This window comes from Butyricimonas sp. RTP31003st1_G1_RTP31003_210430, from assembly GCF_040920905.1.
Lineage (GTDB): Bacteria > Bacteroidota > Bacteroidia > Bacteroidales > Marinifilaceae > Butyricimonas > Butyricimonas paravirosa.
Genome location: NZ_JBCOSQ010000019.1, coordinates 37,712 through 56,795, shown reverse-complemented (window position 1 = coordinate 56,795; position 19,084 = coordinate 37,712). Strand labels below are relative to the sequence as shown.

Sequence of the window (19,084 nt, the reverse complement as noted above, 5' to 3'; positions counted from 1 at the left end):
GAAATGTTTTTCTCGCGGGTTTATTTTTATCCGGGGAGAGGTTTGTGTATATTCGCGTGAAACAAGAAAAAATCAGGTCACGTGAAAAGAAATAATAACGAGGTAAGGGTGGTTCCGCCCGTGTTGCAGGGGGTAGAGACGGGGAACGAGTTGTTCAGCGAGTTGTTGGTGGACGATGACGAGGTGGATCGTCGCTCGTTCAGTCGGGAGGTGGTTGATGGGGTGGATTTGTCGGAGGTGAACGTGTCGTCCTGCGTGTTTGATCATGTCTCGTTTCCTGGTTGCCGTTTCCGGGAGTCTCGGCTTGCGGACGTGTTGTTCGAGAATTGTGACCTGTCGAACGTGGACTTGTCGGGGTGCGTGTTGTTCCGGGTGGAATTCCGTTCGTGCAAGTTGATGGGGACGAACCTATCGGACGGTGTGTTGAATAACGTGTTGTTCCAGCATTGCAACGCCCGTTACATGAATCTCTCGATGGGGCGTCTGAAACAAGTACTTTTCGCCCACGATGATATGCAGGGAAGTGCCTTGGAGAGTTGCCGGCTGGAGGCGGTGGCGTTCGACACGTGTAGCCTCGTGGAGGCTGAGTTTTCTCGTACTTCATTGAAGGGGATAGACTTAACATCCTCACGGTTGGAAGGCCTGCGGCTGGGTGTGGGGGATTTACGTGGGGTGGTCGTGTCACCCGTGCAGGCGTTGGATTTAACCCGCTATCTAGGACTGGTTGTCAAGGATGTGTAAGTGATGTCAGCAAAGTACAAGGGTTGTTAAATGTGATGGGAGGTTGAAACTTTCGTTCCGCGGCATCGTAATTATTCACGAGTGTCTTGACAGACACGCCCTTTAAAAATTTTCTAAATAAACTAAACTAATTAATTATGAAGACAGAAAATCCTATCACACCGGTTTTTGGGACGGATGAAGAGGCCCGGGTGGCACCGAAATACGAGATGCCAGAGGGTATGATGCCGGGCGAAGTTGCCTATCAAATCGTGCATGACGAGGCCATGTTGGATGGTAATTCACGTTTGAATCTGGCGACTTTCGTGACTACATGGATGGATGATTACGCTAGAAAAGTGATGACCGAGAACATGGATAAGAACATGATCGATAAGACCGAGTACCCGCAGACGGCGGAGATCGAGCGTCGATGCGTGAATATCCTTGCCAAGTTGTGGAATTCACCGGAGAAACCGTATTGCACGGGTACGAGTACCGTGGGTTCTTCCGAGGCTTGTATGCTGGGTGGTATTGCCGCCTTGAAACGCTGGCAGAAGAGACGTAAGGCAAAAGGTCTTCCTATCGATAAACCGAATTTCATCATCTCGACCTGTATGCAGGTGGTTTGGGAGAAATTCGCTATCTACTGGGATGTCGAGATGCGTATGATTCCCGTGACGGCGGAGAAGATCACGCTTGACCCGCAGGACGTGATCAAGGCTTGCGACGAGAACACCATTTGCGTGGTGCCGATTCAAGGAGTGACGATTACCGGGTTGAATGATAACGTGAAGGAGATTAACGACGCGCTCGACAAGTTGAACACCGAGAAAGGCTGGGAGATTTGTATCCACGTGGACGCCGCTACCGGTGGGTTTATCCACCCGTTCATCGATCCTGAAACGATCTGGGATTTCCGTTTGAAATGGGTACTTTCCATCAGTACTTCAGGTCACAAGTTCGGTCTGGTATATCCCGGTGTGGGCTGGGTGGTTTGGAAAGACAAGCAATATTTACCCGAGGAAATGAACTTTGCCGTGAATTATCTGGGAGCTAATATCCCGAGTATTTCCATCAACTTCTCTCGTCCGGGTAACCAGGTATTGGCCCAGTATTACCAATTCATGCGCTTGGGTAAGGAAGGGTACAAGAAAGTACAGCAAAATTGCCTGAACGTTTGTCTCTACCTGAAAGAGCAATTGAAAAAGATGGGTATTTTCGAGTTCTTCAGTAATGATATGCCGAACCCGTTGTTCATCTGGAAATTGAAAGATGATCCAAACCGGAAATGGACTTTGTACGACTTGTCGGATGCGCTACACGTGGAAGGATGGCAGGTGCCTGCTTACACGATGCCGAAAGCGATGGAGGACGTGATAATCATGCGTGTTGTTGTTCGACAGGGCACCGGGTTTGATTTGGCCGATCTGTTGATGGAGGACATCAAACGTTGCGTGAACCAGTTGGATGCTCTGAAAGAGCCGACGAATAGCGCTCTGATGTGGGCGAAGAAAGAACCGCAGAAACCGAGAGGTTTTAATCATTCCAGATAAACATACTGTTTGTCAACTATTTACTATATAGGGGCTGTCTAAAAAGTCTTATCCATTATCTACAAGCTACCCCCTCTAACTCCCCCTTACACAGGGGGAGAAACCGCTTGGTAATCAGCTCTCCCCCTGTGTAAGGGGGAGCTGGAGGGGGTAGTTGTTTGAACATGACTTTAGGACAGCCCCTTTTCTATTACTTGATGATTCTTTTATGTTAATAATTATAAAGATGTTAACAGGCTGTTTCTCAACACGTATACACAGGTGAAGAAGTGGTTATGAACAGGTGGAGAAGTGGTGGGGAAGGAAAACTGTTAAGGAGATGGTTTGCCGGGGGAAAGGGCAACACGGGGCTGTTTGCTCGATGTCTAAAGTGATGGCAGGGCGATAATCGGGAAATAAAGCTTGTTTTTCCGGTAAATTGTGTTATCTTTGTTTCAATTAGAATTTCGAATATTATTGATCGGAACGTTTTTACAAGTTAATCAGGTTTCTCCTTTAATTCTCCCTATCTCTAATTTGTCATTTTAAAACGAATGAATTGAATTTCTGTGTCCCGTTTTTTTCAATCATGGCCGGAAGTTTGACTATTTATACCCGTCCTATCTGTAAGGACACTAGAAGTAAATGATATTATTAATTAAAATAAATTGCATGGCAAAACCTACTACATTTGGTAAAAAAGAAAACGAGAAGAAAAAACAAGCCCGAAGACAGGCAAAACAAAACCGGAAGGAAGAGAGAAAACAATCCGGTAAAGCGACCAGTTTCGATGACATGATCGCTTACGTTGATGAACATGGTATGATTACCTCGACACCGCCCGAAGAGCGGCATGATGAGGAAAAAATCGTGCAAGAGGATATACAAATTTCAATCCCCAGGCAGGAAGCTCCCGCCATTTTGAAAGGTCGGGTGGAGTATTTTGACACGCAGAAAGGGTATGGCTTTATCAAGAATCTGGTAGGGACAGATAAATACTTTTTTCATGTCAATAATGTCCTTGTTGATATCGTGGAGAATGATATAGTGACGTTTGATTTGGAACGAGGGAAACGGGGAATGAATGCCGTAAATATTTGTACAATAAATAATCAATTGGCAGTATAAATCAATTCACATGAAAAAGAACACGAACCATTTTGAAAGATTATCGCAGGCTCAACAGGCGGAGAATGCGTTGAAAGAACATAGAAAAAGAGTTGGTGAGGTTGAGTATGTCACTATTAGCGGGCGCACGACTTTCGAGTTCCCGGTCAGTTTATCTGAAGAAGAAAGAGAGATCCGCATCGAAAATTATAAAAAACGGCACAAGCCGTTAGTCTAAAGGGCCGTTTGTTCATCGGCCGTGCCGTTCGTTTCTTTTCTTTTTCGCTGGAATATTGTCGTGACGTAAGCGGTGAATATCGGGAAGAAAATCATACCCGCGGCGGCGAGAATGACGGCAAGGATTTGCCCGATCTTCGTGACCCCGAAAATATTCGACCCGACCGTGGTGACGTTCATCAGTGCCCAGTCGAAAGCGTCCCAGTATGTTTTCACGGGAGGGTTAACACCGTGTTCCATGTAGTAGAAAATGATGCTACAAAAATAGATCGTCGTGAAAAGAATCGTCAGGTACGTGGCGAACAAATTGGTGATCCGGCTGCGTGTCATCCAACTCACGATGAGTGATACCCCGTAAATGCCTCGTGCCAGCGGGATTAATCGCAGGATTAGCCACGTGGAATGGGATATGGTGGTTGATAAACCGTACACGATATTAAGGTAAGGAATCGAGACCAGCAAGAAAAACAAGTTATGGTTGAAAAAACGCCCGGTCCATCCATCCGTGTACCACCGAACGAAAAAGTCTGCCAGAAAAAGCCCGCACACCCAGAGATGGAATTTCAATATGAAAGCCTCGCTGAGAGCGTTATTCCCGTCCAGTAGTTCGATAGAGGCAACAATAATAATTGCCAAACTACCCAACAATACAAGCCCGTTGAGTATTTGCTCGAAAACTTTACTTCTTTTCATAGAAAATGGGTTTATAAGTTTATAAAGTTCATAAGGTTTATAAGGTTCATAAAGTGACGGGTGTCCTTCGGACAGTGTTTTAACGGCAGCTTGTGCTGCCGTTGACAAAACGCCCCGCAGGGATCCACTACTTTATAAACTTTATGAACCTTATAAACTTTATGAACTAATTGATTACTTCCACGTGATCTCCCCCGAAGACATTCACGTTTAATTTCTGTGCGATATACTTGATGGCAGCCTGTGCTTTCACCGAGTTTCCAGCCTCGTCCAGTGGGGGGGCGAAAGCGGCGATACCGAACAGTCCGGGAACAACCCCGAGTACACCGCCACCAACTCCCGATTTAGCGGGAACGCCACTGGTGTACAACCAATCTCCCGTGTGTTCGTAGAATCCCACGGTTGCGATCAGAGAGGTGATTTTAGGAGATAACGACGGGTCGAATACCTGTTGTTTTGTCACGGGATTCAAACCGTTATTGGCAATCGTGCAGGCGGCGATGGATAATTGTTTTGCCGTTACACCCATCGAGCATTGCCGGGTGTACAGGTCCAGCGACATATCCGGGTCGTCGTAAATCCGGTTAAAATTCTTCAATAACCATGCGATAGAACGGTTATTGAAGTTCGTTTCGGATTCCGATTTATAGAGTTCATCCAGTAACTTCAGATCGCTACCGCTTAATTCCCGCATGTTGTCGGTGATTGCCTTCCATTTGGCCTCACTGTTACCCACGGGTTTCACCATACTGTCGGCACTGATGGCCCCGGCGTTCACGAGCGGGGTACTCGGGTGATCGTTTTCCAGTAGAATTGCCATGATCGAGTTAAACGGCAACCCAGTGGCATCCGCCCCGATTTTGTCCAATACGGCTTGAGCCCCGTACTGGCGTAAGACTAGAATTGCGGTGTACACTTTGGAGACGGATTCGATACCGAAAACGTAATTCGTGTCTCCGGCCTCGATAACTTCTCCCGACGGGAGACAAACGGATATACCGAATAAATTAGAATCAATTTTGTCCAGGAATGGAATATAATTTGCGTTTTTCCCACCCTTCAAATCCTTCACTTGTGCATGAGCCTCGTTCACTAAATTCTTGAGGTCATTGCTTGTAATTGTTTTTTTCATACCTGTGATTATAGTTTGGAATTTAAAATTTAGAGTTTAGAATGGAAGGGGCTGTTCAAAAAGTCATTTCTCAAACTCCCTCCCCCCTTCGGGGTATTGAGCCTGCAAGCAGTCTCGAATCGGCTCTCGCTCGACAGACAACGAGTAAACTCTCTGTCTGTTCTCGCTTACTCGCCGATTTCCCTCTATAAACAGAGGGAGAGTTGAAATACTCCCTTTTTTCGGGAAGAGTCACCAGCTCCTCCTCTGTTTATAGAGGAGGTGGCACGAAGTGACGGAGGAGTTTTTTGAAATAAAATGACTTTTTGGACACCCTCTTTACGTTTTTATTTTTTAGCATCCGGAGTGGCCGGGCTAGTTGAAGTCGTAGAAGTAGCCGGGGCGACCGGTTGTTCTTCCCAGTGGAACGGGGCGATTTCAGCTTTCGGGTCTTTCCATGACGGTTTACGCAAGGAGTAGATGATGAACGGAGTGGCAACAACCACGACGCACCCGATAATCAGCACGGCAAACCAGACGGTATTACTACCCACGTTGATCTGTGAAGGCGGGATGAAACTCAACACGAAAGCCAGCAAGGCTCCGCAGAATCCCAGTCCGGCGATGATCCATATCCCGACGTTACTTTTCCGGCCGATAGCGAACGGTCGATTTGCTTTCTTCATCTTGTAGCGCAACACGATAGCTCCGGAGAACATCAACAGGTACATAATCAGGTACAACAAGACGGTCAACTGCGACAAGATCTGGTAGAACGATTGCACGGAAGGCATAACCACGAACAATAATGCTAGGATCGTAACAACTCCTCCTTGTACGAATAGGATGTTCTTCTGAACACCGATCTTGTTTGTTTTCTGGAAGAATGGAGGCAAGTAACCGGCTTTACCCACGGTGAAAATACCTTTTGACGGACCCGCAACCCAAGTAAGCACTCCGGCAAGCACACCGAACATCAAGGCGATAGCTATTACTGGGGATGCCCAGCTGATATGCAGGTATTTGAGATACCCGTCGAACCCGACAAGTAAACTTTGTGTCAGGTTAATGTCTTTTGCAGGAATAATCAAACCCAGCGCAAACGTACCCAGCACGAAGATAACCACGGTAATTCCGGCACCGATAAAGATCGCTTTCGGGTAGTTCTTCGATGCAGGTTCCTTCACGTCCATCACGTGAATACCCATCATCTCCATTCCGGCGTAGAAAAGGAAGATTCCCGAGGCTAACACGAGGTTGTCAAACTTGGTCAAGTCGGGGAAGAAACCTTGGCTCATGTCCATGTTATTATGCCCGCCCGTGGAGATGTAAATAATACCGAAAATGATCAGAAGTCCAGCGGGAATAATCGTCCCAACCATGGCCCCGATCTTGGAAACTTTACCTACCCATCCCAGTCCTTTCAGCGAGATAAAGGTTGCTACCCAGTAAATAGCCAGCACGGTAACCAGCGTGAAAATTTTGTTGGATGCCAGCAGGGCATCTTCGGAGGTGTTCAAGCCGATGTACGCGATAGATACGGCCCCGAATGTCAGAACCGTTGGGTACCAGATCGTACTCTCGATCCATTGCAGGAATATTGCTAGGAAACCGAAACGTTTTCCGTACGCCTCACCTACCCAACGGAAAACTCCACCCTCTTTCTGGGCGAACATGGCGGCTAATTCGGCTGCCACGAGAGCCGTGGGAACCAGGAATACAATGGCCGCGAATAAATAGTAGAATGCAGAACTCAACCCATAAACGGCTTCTGCCGGTAGGCCACGAAGACTCACAACCGCCGCGACATTCATAATCGCGAGGGTTATCACGCCGAGTTTCATCGCGGTCCCTTTTGTGTTTGAATTTGTTGTCATCTTGAATTAATTTAGTTTAGAATTTATAATCTAGAAATTTTGGTTAGTTATATCTGTCTTGTTTGCATGGGGTAAATACGGGAGAAAAGGCGAGAAGGTTCTTTCTCGCGCCATATTTAACGTTGAATTTGTATTCCCAAAGTAGTCGTATTTCGTTTAAAATAGGTGAACACGGCAAATATCCCGGCCAGTATCGTGCTGAGTAAAAACGGGAAATAGGAGGCATCCGTGGAGAATATTCCCTGTAAAATTTCGAGAATAAAAGGGTAGGTGATAATTGCCATGTAATTCATGGCCATCACCAGTGCCAGTGCGAATGTTGCGTGTGATTCGGCCGTACTCGTGGATGTTTTGTCGTATATGATGGGTTGCATACACCCGTACCCCAACCCGATAAGGATAACACCGATGGTTAGTAGTACCGGCCCGCCTTTCACGAGGAAAAGCACGAAGCCGAGGGCGATGGCCGCGGAGGAGTACACGTTCGTGTAACCGCGCAACCATCCGATGATGTTGTTGATAAAAAGTCCGGGAATTGTCATGGCGAGGAAAAAGACGGAAATATACGTGCCGGAAATGTCCGGGTCCTTGAATTTCAACGTTTCCATGTAGATCGACAGGTTAAAGGGGACTGTCAGCACGATAAACGTGATAAAGTAATAGAGAAACATGAGCGCTACCGGCCAATTGTGGCTTGTCGATACGGGAGTATCGTTTGCAGGTTGGGCCCTTTGCGGTGCTGCCGGAGGGGCAGAGTTCAGTTTAAAAGCGAACAACAGCGAGATCCCCGACAGGCAGTACACGAGGAATGCGTAATGCCAGTTGATGTCGGCGAGAACGCCAGCAAGAAAGGTGGCGAGAACCAGCGTGATGTTGGTGATCGACGAGGCGATACCTAGTTGGCGGGTCCTGTAACGTTTCGTGAAGTTGTCAGCGATAAGTCCCGTGGAAAACGGGATGATCATCCCGGCCCCGACGCCCAAGAGGGCACTGACTACCAGTAGCAGCCACAGGGAATTACTGAAAGGGTAAATCACGCTGCACCCGAAGAATATTGATAACCCGATAATAAGGATTCTTTTTTTGTTAATCCTTAAAGATAATCGTCCTGCCAGCAAGATGAAGGGGACAATGATAAACGATGGGAGCGATTCGAGCATTTGCAGTTCCAAGTCGCTAGCATCCTTGAAAATGTTCTTGAGATCACCGAGAATCGGCGAGATGGCCAAGCCGGGTAATGAAGTTACCATCGATATGGAATAGATGGCAAGGAGTGCCGTGAGCGTGATCATGCCATGGCCGGTTTGTATTTTCATGTTGGTCCTGTTTAGTTTTCTGCACTATACGGGAGAAACAAGCGAAAAGATTCATACTAACTTCATTTTTCTGTCCTCACGATTACGGCTCGCCCGTCATTGAGGGTGGTGGCAAAAAGGTAGGTGGTGCCGCCGTCTTTTATCTTGCTTCGGGTACGGAGTTCGTTGACAGATAGTTTAAAGTTGCGGGTAGTGATGTTTGCTTTGGGGATGGTGCGGGAAATCTGTTTAAGCAGTTTGCTTGAAAAGTCCAGTATTTCTTTAACTTGAAACGCACGACCGGGGAAGTCTGCAACAAGATGATCCGAGGTGTAGAGGTGGCTGTGAGGGTGGAGTTTCTCCAACCCGTAACGGTTGGCAACGAGTTTAAAGGCCCCACTTTTGAGGACGGAACTGTTCGGTTCGTAAAGGTAGGAGCCGATATGACTCGTGTAACGAGGTTGTGCGTCCTTCTCTTCTTCCAAGAGAAAGGAAAAGTATTGCTCCGTGTCGGTAGCAAAATTCACGGTGTGAATGTTCACCGCTTGATTTATCGGGGTTTTAGCCAGCACGAATAAAAGTTCCTTGCACTCGTTGCGGACGGAAACCACATGCACGTCGGTGGTTTCGGGTAGGAGTTGCAGGACCGCGGAAAGGTCGGCCATGGGGGAGATTTTGATGATCAGGCGTTGACCTTGTTGTAAAAGTGTTTCCTTGATTTCCAGTACGTTTGGGGCATAATCGGTCAGGGCGAACACCCGCTTGTTATCGGTTGTCCGGCGGGCGGGATCAACGTAGTACGTGTCGGCAATAACTTGGTTGGCCACGGTTGTCGCGTCAGCGTGAATAACCTCGATGTTAGTCGCTCCCAGTGCTAGGAAATTGGAACGAGCAGCCTCGCAGTACGATTCATAGCGCTCCACGTATGTCACTTTATCTATTTGCCGGGAAAAGAAGTACGTGTCGACGCCCAAGCCACCCGTGAGGTCGCAGAGGGAGTTACCCGTGGCGAGTCGAGCCTTGTAGGGAGCAGTTGTCTCGGATGAGCATTGTTCGGTGGATAGTCTGGACGGGTAGAAGATGTCCCGGCAGGCATACCACGAGGGAAGTTTCTCCTTGATATTCTCCCGGGCCTGAATTTGTTCCACGGCCAACACGACACGATCATCCGGGTACTCGTTTTTCTTCCATAGTAACTGATCCGGATTGTCGTCCAGATGCTCCCGGATGAAACGGGATATTTCGGGATTTAGTGGCATGTTCGATCGTGTTAAGCAAATTATCAATGGCCGGTAGTGCCTGACTTTGCTTTATACAAGGGATCATAGGGGAGCGAGAACCAGAACGTGGAGCCGCATCCCAGTGTGGATTTAACCCCGATTTCCCCGCCCAGTTTTTCAACGATACTCTTGCAGATGGACAAACCCAAGCCTGTACCTCTCGCGAAGGTATTTAATTTTATAAAACGATCGAAGATTTGTTCTTGATTCTTTGTCGAGATCCCGATACCCGAGTCTTGCACGTGGAATCGGATGTACTTTTCCGAGAGAGTATAACCCACGTGAATGTAACCGGATTCCGTGAATTTAATCGCGTTGTTGATGAAGTTTGAAAGAATCTGCGTGATGCGGTTTCTGTCACTGCAAATGAAACAATGAGGCTCGTGTTCCTCGAATGATAACGTCACGCCCTGAGGGACTTTCATGGCATGAGAACAGATGATTTCTTCGCATAGGTCATTCACGTCCACTTCGGCAAACGTGACCTCGTAGGTTCCCGCCTCGATTTTGGAGAGGTCAAGAATATCAGAGATGAGTTGCAATAAAAGTTCGTTGTTTTTCTGTATCACGGAGATGTATTGTTCCCTTTCCTCGATGTCGCTCGTGTCAGCCAACAAGTTGGAGAAACCTACTATCGCGTTGAGAGGGGTACGGATTTCATGGCTCATGTTAGCCAAGAAGGCCGATTTCAAGCGATCAGCCTCTTCGGCTTTCAGCTTGGCGGCAATGAGTTTACTTTCTGTTTCTTTTAGTTCCGTGATGTCAAGATTTAGCCCGATGAGTTCAATAATGCCTTTCTGCGGATTGTATTCTTTCACTTTGAAACGTACGCGCATCCAGCGCCAGCTATCCTCGAATTGGATACGTACTTGCCCGGAGAATGACTGTTCTTCCCCGTCCATGACGTTTTGGAAAAACGTGGAGAGACATTGGAGATCATCCGGGTGAGCATACTCGTAGGCTTCCATGATATTGTTGATTTGGCGGGGTGTCTGGTTGAGATTATGAAACCAAACGTCCGAACCCAGAAAGTTGTTACTTAGCGGGTTCCAGCGGCAAATACCTACTTTGGAGAATTCCGCGATGTCATTGAACAGGGTTTCAAAGTCTTCAATTTTGCGGTAAGCCTTGATGGCTTCCGTGTTGTCAATGACGATGAGCAGGTAATTTTCTATGTTATTGTCGGTATCATAGAGACAATTTCCTTTTACCGTCAAGTTTCTTGTCCCCTCGTATTTCGTGTTGTAGTAAGTTTTATTCACGTTTGTGAATTTGTACGTCAGCGGGAACATGATTTCCTCGCCCTGCCGTAACATTTCGAGGTGTTGCTGGGGGAGATTCGGATTTTTAAATAGATTAACTCCCAGTACGTCTTCTTTGTGTTCGAATCCAAAGATTTCGCTTTCAACGTCATTTAGAGCGATTAAGGTTCCATCTTTATCATAGATTTCGATACCGACAGGTATGTTTTTGTAAATGTTGTGTAAGGTTTCTTCACTACGGCGAAGGGCCTCGATCGTTTTCATCCGTTCCGAGATGTCTGTGAACAAAGCGACGACTTCTTGTTGACCTTGTAAGTAGATCAAGATATGATACTGGCGTCCTGTATTTGCTATTAGCCGATTGGTTTCAAGGACTTTGCCGCTTGAAACGACTTGCTGCAACACTTCCAGTTCTTCGGGTTTGTTCGCGTTGAAGTCTTTAGCAGTATGACCGATATACGAACCGATTGGCGATGCTGTTATATTGTAAAAGGCGGGATTCGCATCCAGATATTTGTAATCGGTTACTTTGCCGGAATGATCACATAAGATTTGCATCCGTAGGTAACCGATCGGCATATGGTCGTAAAGGCTCTTGAAATACTCTCTTTCCTGTTGGGCTTTTTTCTCGGATGCCCGTAATTCGATACAGATGTTGATGATGTTGGAGATGGCTGAAAACCATTCCTTGTCGATCATACTCCAAAGGCGGGGTGTGTTTACAATGTCTATCCCCATATATCCCCAAATACCTTGTGCGGATAGAAGTGGGAATACCATGAGGGAGGCAATATTCTGGCGGGCCAAAGTTTGCTTGTCGTTTACGGCTTCCGGTGGCATCTCATCGAGGTTGTTGATGATGATAGGCACGTTGTTGAACATTTGTTTACTCCACCACTGGTTATAGTTGATATCCATATCCTGCAACGTGTCGATCTCCGGGGAAACTCCTTCCCGAGTAGCTTCGTAGATACAACTTTGTGTACCTTTGGTCTTGTCGTATTGGAATATGTAGGTGCGGTCCCCGTTAAACTGCCGTAATAGATCTTTCAGCGTGTCCGTGATGACTTTTTGGGTGTCTGCGCTTTTCAAAAAGTTTGATAGGGATTGAGAGAGGGCGAATTGCCGGACCAGTAATTCCTTTAAACGGGAGTCTTCCTTGTTTTTATAAAGGGATGTATTCGTTTCTTCATCAAGTATCTGGGAAAATCCGATGGCGATAACCGTGTTGTCTTCCCGCACGATTTTGTTGCCCAGCTTGGAATGAATCCATAATTCTCCATACTTTGTTTGGATCGGGAATATTTCGTCATAGAAATTCTGTGTCCGGATGTGGATGAACGAGGAGGAGATGCGTTGCCTGTGTTCCACGTTGATGATGTTTAGGAACTCTTCCACGGTCATGGTGTTTTTAGATAGATCGAGTATATCCATGATGTAGTCTGAACAAATGATTTCGTGAGTGTTGAAGTTTACCTTCCACCAGCCGATTTTTGCTGATTTTTGTAGCTCGTGGAGTATAAACTCTTTCTCTTGTAAATCTTCTAATTCATTTACCGGAATTGCGGTATTCTTGTTTTCAGACATGATCGAATCTATTTAGTAGTGATTATACGCCTTGGAGATGTTTTCCTGTTCCACGGGCAAAAGTAGACAAATTTTGCATAATAGCCATGATTTAGGGTTAAAAACGAAAGATTATAACTGGTATTTTACAAGTTTTGACAGAAGGGGTGATCTTCTGTTTTTTATTTGGATTATTAACGAATTCAATGTTCCTTTGCGATGGAAAAATAATGAAGACGTGTTAGAGCGATTAAAAACATGGATGTTGCCTTTGGCGATGTTAAGCGGGGGTATATTTTACTCTTTTTTCAGCTTGTTTTCTTTCTTGACTCCTTACTTGATTTCCGTGATGCTATTAATCACGTGTTGTCGTTTGTCGATCAGGGAAATGCGTTTTACCCGGTTACACGTGTGGATGCTTGTGGTTCAGGTCGTGGGTAGCGTGTGCGTGTACGCCGTGTTATGCCCTTTTGATGCCTTGTTGGGAGAGGCTATGATGATTTGCGTGCTGGCTCCGACGGCCGTGGCCGCGACGGTTGTCACGGGGATGCTGGGCGGGAGTGTGCCATGTCTAGCCGCTTACACGTTAGCGAGTAATTTGTGCGTGGCAATCGTGTCACCTGTGATTTTCTCTCTCGTGGGGACGCAAGGGGAAATGTCTTTCGGTGCGTCTTTATGGTACGTTTGCCGGCAGGTTGGGCCGTTGTTACTTTTGCCGCTGGCTGGGGCATGGATCTTGGAATATTTTATTCCTTCAGCACATAAGGTGTTGAAAAGTCATCAAAGTATTTCTTTCTATCTGTGGTCGTTCAGCCTGACAATCGTGGTCGGGAAAACGGTGTCTTTCATCATGCAGCAGGATAGTAAAAACTACGGGGAAGAGTTTTTAATCGCTTTTGCCGCGTTGTTATTGTGTATCGGACAATTTGCGATCGGGCGTTGGATTGGTTGCCGACATGGTGAGACCATTGCAGGAGGCCAAGGATTGGGACAGAAAAACACGATTCTGGCTATATGGATGGCGCAAGTGTATCTTTCGCCTCTTTCTTCGATAGGACCTGCCGCTTATGTCCTGTGGCAGAATAGTATCAATAGTTGGCAGTTGTGGAAGAAGAGAAAAAGGGAGGGAAAAGTGTGACAATATTGCATTGATTAGTCTTGTCATTGGAATAAAATGGAATGTTATTGCGCCATATTTGGAAATGTGGTGAAAATATGCTAACTTGTGTCCGGGTATTTGTGGGGAAAGTGAGAATACAAATATTCCGGTCGGCAAACAAGTGTTTTGATTGTGGTAAGATCTGGAAATTTAAAAAGATAAGACAATGATGAGTGAGGTTAAATTGGCGAATATTGATGGTGAGGAATTACGGAGAGAGCTCGAAATTTTGTTCGAGGATAAGGAGAAAAGAGTGTTTTTCATGCAGATGTTGGCAACAAGTGTCAAGGAGACAAACGAGTTGCTAAATGTGGTGACTTTGATGCTGGAATCCCCGGAAATATTACAGAATCCCGAGTCCAAGATGAAGATATGTGAATTTCTGAAGAAACATAAGGGTATTATTGCCGATTTATCAGAGAGTATGAAAGTGTTTTTATAGTTTGATTTCAAGATTTGTTTATAACAGCTTTCACTTTTTTCTTTTTGTTTATCAATGCGAATCCTGCAATGATTAATACGAGGGCGATCGGGTCGTGCCATGAGAATTTCTGGAGACCGAGCGATATTGACACGATGGCTCCGGTGATAGGGAGGAGGTAAATATACACGCTTTCCACAAAGGGCGAAATGTATAGCAGGGCTTTCAAGTTTAGGAAGTAAGCTATCATCGTGGCGAAAATAAGCACGAAACCGAGTTCCAACCAGATATGTACGGGAGCCTCTGACGTGAATAGCGGGGCTTCGAGGGTTTGATGCAAACCGAAGGGAAGTACGAGGATAAAGGCTGCCAAGCTCATCCAGCGCATCACGATAACCGAATTGAATTTCTGGGTGTAGGGTTTGATTAATATGAGATAGAGTGCGTTGAAAACCGAGGCGACGAAGATCAGAACGTCTCCTGTGAATGAGTCTTTCACCGCTCCGGCGTGTGGGGTGATTGAAACGTAAAGAGTTCCCGCGAGTCCCAAAACGATACCGATGGCTTTGTAACGATTGAAGTCTGCGTGAAGAATCAGTACGGCGAGTGCAATTACGATAATAGGTTGCACGGTACGGATAACAAAAGCATCCACGGGACCCGTGATATTCAAGCCGTTGATGTATAGTAGTAAGTTACCCCCGATGCCGAGCAGACCGCCCAGCATCATCATGAGGATGTCTTTTCTTTTGGGTTTTGCCTGTTGTTTATTTGCCGGGATGAAGAGGGAGATGATCCAGAAACCGAAAGCCATGACCGTGCAACGAATTAACACGAGGCCATGAGGGCCGATCCATTCCGGCATGAGGATCTTCATGAAATTCGTGTTAAAGCTATATATGACAATTGTTGACAAGACCATGAGATGCCCGATGATCTCTTTTGGCTTTTGAGTTGTTTCCATTCGTGTCGTTTTTTCGTGATAAACGGAAACTTCCCGGATAAGGTTTGAGCCGGTCTTGTAAATTATATTAAAAACTCAAATACTCGGTCGTGGTGGTGGATAATGTATTATTTGTGCATATCCAGCGCAGCATCACCTGCCGGAATCGGTTCTTTTCTTATCGAGAAATGGAAACGAGTTCCACGTCCTTCAGAAGAGGTAAATTGAATGGTTCCGCCCATCGCCTCAATGTATGCCTTACAAATAGACAGGCCCAGTCCGGGGCCGTCGGTAAAGGTGTTTGCCTTGTAGAATCTCTCGAAGAGGTACGTGTGTATTCTGGGCGGCATTCCTAAGCCCGTGTCTTCCACGATGAAGTTAATCATATTTTGTTCTTCATCCACGGAATAAGCGAGTTTGATGTGTCCTTTGTTCGTGAATTTCTGAGCGTTGGACAGGAGATTGAGAATTACTTGATATAATTTTTGTTGATCCGTGTACACCAAGAGATTCGGGGAGTCTCCTTCCAAATACAATTCCACGTTCGGGTGGGTATTGTTCATTCGAAGAAGGATAATATCCTGGCAAAACTCGTGCAGACAGAAGGTTGCCATCTGTAAATCGATCTTGTGCGCATCGATCCGGGCCAGCCGCAACACGTCATTTGCCAGATGCGAGAGTTGGTCGGAGTGTTCGTATATAAGATTCATGTACTCGTTTTGCTGGTTAGGTGTCAGCGTTTTATCCGTACTTACCAGGTTGGTCCAGCCTAAGATGCAGTTTAACTGGTCGTTAATTTCGTTACTCAGTTTTTCGAGAAACGTGAATTTTGACTTTTCAATCCGTTCTGTTTTGGCCAAAGCATCTTGTAAGCGAATTTGAGCCTGTTTGAGTTCCGTGATGTCATGAATGGTAATTAACATTTCCGGACGGTTGTGAATGTTCATGTATGAACCGGAAACGTCAACATTGCATTTGAAGGTTTTCTTGTCTGATAGACGCAGGCTTACAGTGGTTTCCAAGTTAGAAAAGTCCTTTTTCGTTTTAAAGGCTTCCGTTATTGCCTGTCTGATGGGACAAGTCTTGCAAAGTTCTCCGTTGCCGCAACCTTTATTCAGGGAATTGACACAATTAAGTAGTTCCCCGACTCTTTTAGGTTGTCCTGAGTCCTCGGTGTCTGTAATTGCGTAATAGTTCGTTTTCTCCACGATAAAGTTCCTGTCAATGACAAGGATGTAGGACTTTATGTGTTGTAAAATAAAATTGAATAGTGCCTCAGAAGTTTTGATTTCTCCTTTTTTGTCGCTAATAATTTGTTTCGCCTGTATATACTTGTATAAAATAAACAGGATTACACATATTAGTATCGCGATAATGATGTTATATTTCATGCTACACACTTCTTGTAATTCACCACAAAGTTGTTAAATTTTACCGATGTTCCAAAGGATAGAATTATAAATTTCTATATTTTTTGGAAAATTGTCCTGTCGCAAACACTCCTTTTTTGCAATATTTTTGTTTTTTGTTCTGATGTGCAAGTGTTTGCCAGTAGGGAAGATGGCATTAAAGTAGATCTTCGTATTCTTTATGACGGGCCACGTATACGCGGGCAAAAGGACAGGTGATGATAACCTTCAAGTGATTTTCCCGTGCATAATCCAACGTTTCTTTCACAAGTTTGGCCCCGTAGCCTTTATTTTGCAAAGGTTTGGGAACGAATGTGTGTAAGATGTTGATTCCCCCGTCAAAGGGTTTGTATTCTACGACGGCCGAATTCCCGTTTTCGGTGAATTCGAACATATGTCTGGTTTTATCATGTGTAATTTCCATGTTTTGAGTGTTTTTGAGTTTATAAATTTCCTGTATATACGATAAAAGAGCAGGTGCAGTTTCAAACTTTTTATTAAAAATTATTTGTTGGGGAAAGGAGGTTGGTTAGGGTATGGTGTATACTAGCGGTGCGGCCTTGATTGCTTATGATAAATTATATGTTTTGAGATGTTGATTATGAGAAATTTGATGATTATTTTTTGGTTTATAACCTATTTTTACAAGCCTAGGAGTGGATTTCTCGGATAATTGTATAATTTTATAGCGCTCCCGTGTGGATGTGGCACGAGTGAGTGCGTGAATCATAATTATTTATTTAATACATTATAAGTCATGAAACAAACATTGACATTTAACCTTTCCACGATCGCTTCTACGGAAAGTAAAATCAAGGTCGATTATTTCGACACGAGCGTAGAGGCGTTCGATAATGGAGAATATTTGCAGTCGTTCTATGCTTTATTGGACTATGTGAACGACGAATTCCGTGAGAAATATGGGAACGCGAAAGGAACGGAATTTAATATTCCTCATGGTTCGATCGTGGTGAATATAAAGATCGAGAATGATCGGTTGTTGATTCACGCACCGTTTCTCTCTTTGCCGGAGAAGAATCGTATTCCCTTGTTACGGCAGGTTGCAGGCTTGAATTTTAACGCTATGGACTTGGCTCAAGTTGAGTTGAAAAAGGATCGATTGGCATTCGAGTACACTTGCCCGCTGGCACTGGCAAATCCTTACAAGATTTATTATATTCTTCAGGAGATTTGTAACACGGGTGACAAGTATGATGACGAGTTCGAGACCAAGTTCGGGGCTCAACGGATATATGAACCGAAAGTAACTCCTTTTGATGATGAAACGCTGAACACGGTTTACGAGGTGGTACAATTGAGTTGTAAGGAGTGTATGGATGCCGTGAAGGATTTCGAGGCGGACCGGAAATACGGGTTCGCGTGGAACGTGCTGGATACGACGATATTGAAGATATTGTATTACGCTCACCCGCAGGGACAGTTGTTGAACGACTTGAATAAGGCCGTTTCCGAGATGGATCGGGAAGATATTCCGCTGCCGGAAGTGGTGAATTACGGGAAGTCTGTCATTGCCCGCTTGCAGGGAATGACAAAAGAGCAATGGGCTGAGGATTTGTACTACGTGGAGACCTTTATTTCGGATAAACGTCGTTCTAATTTGAAGAATATTCAGGAGAATTTCGAGAATTCATACAATCGTGCCACCCAAGCGTTTGAAACGGGTGATTACATGACGTGTTGCTTGATGATTGTTTACAAGTTCTACGAGATGTACTATTATAATAACGTGCAGGATGACGTGAATGCGGTTGTGGTTCGTGCCTTGGAAAAAGCTTCCGCTAAACCTTGGGATGAGGCTGCCCCGATCTTACATGCTGCCATGGATAATATCATGGAGGGAGAGTTGGAACCGGATGATGATGACGAAGAGGAAGGTGAATTTGATATGTCCCAAATGATGCAGGGAATGCAGCAAATGATGCAGCAAGGAATGCAACAAGCGGCACAAGCCATGCAACAGGGCGGTGGAATGATGGAGTACGTGCAGAAGGTGCAGGAGTTGCAGCAACAGCTAGCTGCCGGACAGGTGAGTATGGAAGATTATATGTTGAAAGTACAACAGTTAGCCGCCACTTATATGGGAAACGGTCAGCAACAATAATGAAATTTAATGATTATGGAACAGAATATTTTTAACGCTGTATATAAGGTCAATCATGCCGGTGGGTCAGGCAGTTGTTTTTACTTGAAAAATTATGACCTGTTCGTGACGAATTACCACGTGGTGGACGGTTTCCGCGAGGTTGCTCTGCAAGATAACGACAAAAATCGTTTTTACGCTAGAGTCGTGTTGGTGAACCCGGCAAAGGATATAGCCTTTTTAAAGGCCGAGGGGGATTTCTCCGCCCTACCGGAAATCGCTTTGTCTGCGTTAGATAGCGTGTCTATCGGACAGAAGATCAACGTGGCAGGTTACCCGTTCGGGATGCCGTTCACGGTAACCGAGGG

The 19,084-nt window shown here is 45.5% G+C and carries 17 protein-coding genes; 8 read left to right on the top strand and 9 right to left on the bottom strand.

All coding sequences use genetic code 11. The features are described 5' to 3' along the window. The first annotated feature begins 81 nt into the window (after positions 1–81). The 4 genes from AB5542_RS07985 to AB5542_RS07970 all read left to right on the top strand — a co-directional run bounded on the left by AB5542_RS07985 (position 82) and on the right by AB5542_RS07970 (position 3,600). Positions 82–741 (top strand): pentapeptide repeat-containing protein, encoded by a 660-nt coding sequence (locus AB5542_RS07985; protein ID WP_087422052.1) that lies wholly within the window; start codon positions 82–84, stop codon positions 739–741. Between the two features lie 137 nt (positions 742–878). After that, entirely contained in the window at positions 879–2,276 is a 1,398-nt protein-coding gene (locus AB5542_RS07980) for a glutamate decarboxylase (RefSeq protein ID WP_087422053.1), read from the top strand. A gap of 651 nt (positions 2,277–2,927) precedes the next feature. Next, the gene (locus AB5542_RS07975) at positions 2,928–3,383 is read left to right on the top strand and encodes a cold-shock protein (protein ID WP_087422054.1); all 456 of its coding nucleotides are present in this window, start codon (positions 2,928–2,930) and stop codon (positions 3,381–3,383) included. Between the two features lie 10 nt (positions 3,384–3,393). Continuing rightward, positions 3,394–3,600: a hypothetical protein gene (locus AB5542_RS07970; protein ID WP_087422055.1), complete on the top strand. Its 207-nt coding sequence runs from the start codon at positions 3,394–3,396 to the stop codon at positions 3,598–3,600. Here the strand turns inward: AB5542_RS07970 and AB5542_RS07965 are convergent. From AB5542_RS07965 to AB5542_RS07940, 6 genes are all read right to left on the bottom strand, one after another. Then, positions 3,597–4,292, bottom strand: a complete 696-nt coding sequence (locus tag AB5542_RS07965) for an ion transporter (RefSeq protein WP_087422056.1) — start codon at positions 4,290–4,292, stop codon at positions 3,597–3,599. The genes AB5542_RS07970 and AB5542_RS07965 overlap by 4 nt on opposite strands. A gap of 166 nt (positions 4,293–4,458) precedes the next feature. Then, the gene (glsA, locus tag AB5542_RS07960) at positions 4,459–5,424 is read right to left on the bottom strand and encodes a glutaminase A (RefSeq protein WP_118305449.1); all 966 of its coding nucleotides are present in this window, start codon (positions 5,422–5,424) and stop codon (positions 4,459–4,461) included. A gap of 326 nt (positions 5,425–5,750) precedes the next feature. Continuing rightward, entirely contained in the window at positions 5,751–7,280 is a 1,530-nt protein-coding gene (gadC, locus tag AB5542_RS07955; protein WP_340279640.1) for a putative glutamine/gamma-aminobutyrate antiporter GadC, read from the bottom strand. 116 nt (positions 7,281–7,396) lie between these two features. Then, positions 7,397–8,596: an MFS transporter gene (locus tag AB5542_RS07950; RefSeq protein WP_340279641.1), complete on the bottom strand. Its 1,200-nt coding sequence runs from the start codon at positions 8,594–8,596 to the stop codon at positions 7,397–7,399. Positions 8,597–8,658: 62 nt separating this feature from the next. Beyond that, positions 8,659–9,834 (bottom strand): class I SAM-dependent methyltransferase, encoded by a 1,176-nt coding sequence (locus tag AB5542_RS07945; RefSeq protein ID WP_340279643.1) that lies wholly within the window; start codon positions 9,832–9,834, stop codon positions 8,659–8,661. Between the two features lie 23 nt (positions 9,835–9,857). Further along, on the bottom strand, positions 9,858–12,704 hold the full coding sequence (locus AB5542_RS07940) for an ATP-binding protein (protein WP_340279644.1): 2,847 nt from the start codon (positions 12,702–12,704) through the stop codon (positions 9,858–9,860). A 217-nt stretch (positions 12,705–12,921) separates the two neighbouring features. On the opposite strand from AB5542_RS07940, the gene AB5542_RS07935 reads away from it, so the two are divergent. Beyond that, complete coding sequence (locus AB5542_RS07935; protein WP_340279645.1) at positions 12,922–13,821, top strand: transporter; 900 nt, start codon at positions 12,922–12,924, stop codon at positions 13,819–13,821. 187 nt (positions 13,822–14,008) lie between these two features. Continuing rightward, positions 14,009–14,284: a hypothetical protein gene (locus AB5542_RS07930; protein ID WP_087422062.1), complete on the top strand. Its 276-nt coding sequence runs from the start codon at positions 14,009–14,011 to the stop codon at positions 14,282–14,284. A 7-nt stretch (positions 14,285–14,291) separates the two neighbouring features. Here the strand turns inward: AB5542_RS07930 and AB5542_RS07925 are convergent, their stop codons facing one another. The 3 genes from AB5542_RS07925 to AB5542_RS07915 all read right to left on the bottom strand — a co-directional run bounded on the left by AB5542_RS07925 (position 14,292) and on the right by AB5542_RS07915 (position 17,039). Then, positions 14,292–15,227 carry a DMT family transporter gene (locus tag AB5542_RS07925; protein ID WP_118305443.1) on the bottom strand — a complete coding sequence of 312 codons (936 nt, stop codon included), beginning with the start codon at positions 15,225–15,227 and terminating at the stop codon, positions 14,292–14,294. A gap of 107 nt (positions 15,228–15,334) precedes the next feature. Next, positions 15,335–16,597, bottom strand: a complete 1,263-nt coding sequence (locus AB5542_RS07920) for a sensor histidine kinase (protein ID WP_279040375.1) — start codon at positions 16,595–16,597, stop codon at positions 15,335–15,337. A 175-nt stretch (positions 16,598–16,772) separates the two neighbouring features. Then, positions 16,773–17,039, bottom strand: a complete 267-nt coding sequence (locus tag AB5542_RS07915; RefSeq protein WP_118305441.1) for a GNAT family N-acetyltransferase — start codon at positions 17,037–17,039, stop codon at positions 16,773–16,775. 333 nt (positions 17,040–17,372) lie between these two features. On the opposite strand from AB5542_RS07915, the gene AB5542_RS07910 reads away from it, so the two are divergent. Together AB5542_RS07910 and AB5542_RS07905 are read left to right on the top strand one after the other, a co-directional pair. Continuing rightward, positions 17,373–18,737 carry a hypothetical protein gene (locus AB5542_RS07910; RefSeq protein WP_340279647.1) on the top strand — a complete coding sequence of 455 codons (1,365 nt, stop codon included), beginning with the start codon at positions 17,373–17,375 and terminating at the stop codon, positions 18,735–18,737. A gap of 15 nt (positions 18,738–18,752) precedes the next feature. Next, on the top strand, positions 18,753–19,084 hold a 332-nt coding region (locus AB5542_RS07905), incomplete at its 3' end, for a serine protease (protein WP_368243026.1).

Coding starts and splice junctions, on each gene's coding strand:
- AB5542_RS07910 (WP_340279647.1), top strand. CDS start 17,373: ATGAAACAAACATTGACATTTAACCTTTCCACGATCGCTTCTACGGAA.
- AB5542_RS07965 (WP_087422056.1), bottom strand. CDS start 4,292: ATGAAAAGAAGTAAAGTTTTCGAGCAAATACTCAACGGGCTTGTATTG.
- AB5542_RS07945 (WP_340279643.1), bottom strand. CDS start 9,834: ATGCCACTAAATCCCGAAATATCCCGTTTCATCCGGGAGCATCTGGAC.
- AB5542_RS07930 (WP_087422062.1), top strand. CDS start 14,009: ATGATGAGTGAGGTTAAATTGGCGAATATTGATGGTGAGGAATTACGG.
- AB5542_RS07920 (WP_279040375.1), bottom strand. CDS start 16,597: ATGAAATATAACATCATTATCGCGATACTAATATGTGTAATCCTGTTT.
- AB5542_RS07980 (WP_087422053.1), top strand. CDS start 879: ATGAAGACAGAAAATCCTATCACACCGGTTTTTGGGACGGATGAAGAG.
- AB5542_RS07970 (WP_087422055.1), top strand. CDS start 3,394: ATGAAAAAGAACACGAACCATTTTGAAAGATTATCGCAGGCTCAACAG.
- AB5542_RS07975 (WP_087422054.1), top strand. CDS start 2,928: ATGGCAAAACCTACTACATTTGGTAAAAAAGAAAACGAGAAGAAAAAA.
- gadC (WP_340279640.1), bottom strand. CDS start 7,280: ATGACAACAAATTCAAACACAAAAGGGACCGCGATGAAACTCGGCGTG.
- AB5542_RS07925 (WP_118305443.1), bottom strand. CDS start 15,227: ATGGAAACAACTCAAAAGCCAAAAGAGATCATCGGGCATCTCATGGTC.
- AB5542_RS07940 (WP_340279644.1), bottom strand. CDS start 12,704: ATGTCTGAAAACAAGAATACCGCAATTCCGGTAAATGAATTAGAAGAT.
- glsA (WP_118305449.1), bottom strand. CDS start 5,424: ATGAAAAAAACAATTACAAGCAATGACCTCAAGAATTTAGTGAACGAG.
- AB5542_RS07915 (WP_118305441.1), bottom strand. CDS start 17,039: ATGGAAATTACACATGATAAAACCAGACATATGTTCGAATTCACCGAA.
- AB5542_RS07950 (WP_340279641.1), bottom strand. CDS start 8,596: ATGAAAATACAAACCGGCCATGGCATGATCACGCTCACGGCACTCCTT.